We start from the raw sequence: 1,450 nt of genomic DNA, 5'->3' as shown, positions 1-1,450 counted from the left end.
CCACCGCCTATATTTCTGGTCCCTCAGCTTGTCATCCATCTGCGGCGTGAACTGGCGGTTCAGCTGCCAGCGCTTTGCGAACTGGTCTGGCGGGGGGCAGAGGCCTGCCTGCAGCCCGGCCAGATAGGCCGCGCCCAAAGCGGTGGTCTCGGTCACGTCGGGGCGGTCGACCGGGGCGCCCAGAATGTCGGACAGGAACTGCATCGTCCAGTCGCTGGCCGCCATCCCGCCATCGACGCGCAGCACCCCGCCCGCATCGGGCCAGTCGGCGCGCATCGCCTCAAGCAGGTCGCGCGTCTGGAAGCCGACGCTTTCCAGCGCCGCGCGGGCCAGCTCGGCCGGGCCGGAATTGCGCGTCAGGCCAAAGACCGCGCCGCGGCAATCGGGCCGCCAATAGGGCGCGCCCAGCCCGGTGAAGGCCGGCACCAGCACCACCTGCTGACCCGCATCTGCCGCTTCGGCCAAAGGCTGGGTTTCCGCCGCATGGCGAATGATGCCAAGCCCGTCGCGCAGCCATTGCACCACCGCGCCCGCGATGAAGATCGAGCCCTCGAGCGCATAGGTCGTCCGGCCGTCCAGCCGATAGGCGATGGTCGTCAGCAGCCGGTTCTGCGAGGGCACGATCTGATCGCCGGTGTTCAGCAGCGCAAAACAGCCCGTGCCATAGGTCGATTTCATCATGCCGGGCTGGAAACAGGCCTGCCCCACGGTCGCGGCCTGCTGATCGCCCGCGACGCCCAGAATCGGGATCTCGCGGCCGAACAGATCGGCGCGGGTGGTGCCGAAATCATCGGCGCAGTCGCGCACGTCCGGCAGCATGGCCATGGGGATGCCTAGCAGCGCGCAGATACCCTCGTCCCAGCGGTTTTCGGCGATGTTATAGAGCAGCGTCCGGGCGGCATTGGTGGCATCCGTCGCATGGGTCTTGCCGCCGGTCAGGTTCCAGATCAGCCAGCTGTCGACGGTGCCGAAGGCCAGCTCTCCGGCCTTGGCCCGGGCGCGGGCGCCGTCCACATGATCCAGCAGCCATTTCAGTTTCGTCCCCGAGAAATAGGGGTCCAGCAGCAGCCCGGTGCGGGCGCGGATCATGTCCTCATGGCCATCGGCCTTCAGCGCCTCGCACAGATCGGCGGTGCGGCGGTCCTGCCAGACGATGGCATTGTGGATGGGCCTGCCGGTCTTGCGGTCCCAGACCAGCACGGTCTCGCGCTGGTTGGTGATGCCGATGGCGGCGATGGATCTGGCCCCGGTCCCGGCCTTCTCGATCACCGCGCGGGCGGTGGCGGCCACCGTGGCCCACAGGTCGGACGGGTCATGCTCGACCCAGCCAGAGCGCGGAAAATGCTGCGGAAATTCCTCTTGCGCCTGCGCCACGACCTGAAGGTCGCTGTCAAAGATGATGGCGCGGGACGACGTCGTCCCCTGGTCGATGGCTAGGATCTGGGTCATG

Annotated in this window: 1 protein-coding gene; it reads right to left on the bottom strand. The window is 67.8% G+C overall.

Annotated features, from left to right (window positions below; all coding sequences use genetic code 11):
• On the bottom strand, positions 1 to 1,449 hold a 1,449-nt coding region (gene glpK / locus GL284_RS21200; protein WP_155046387.1), incomplete at its 3' end, for a glycerol kinase GlpK.
• Between the last annotated feature and the right edge of the window lies 1 nt (position 1,450).

The sequence above is a fragment of the Paracoccus shanxieyensis genome (assembly GCF_009711265.1).
Lineage (GTDB): Bacteria > Pseudomonadota > Alphaproteobacteria > Rhodobacterales > Rhodobacteraceae > Paracoccus > Paracoccus shanxieyensis.
This window is presented reverse-complemented; position numbering and strand designations above follow the sequence as displayed.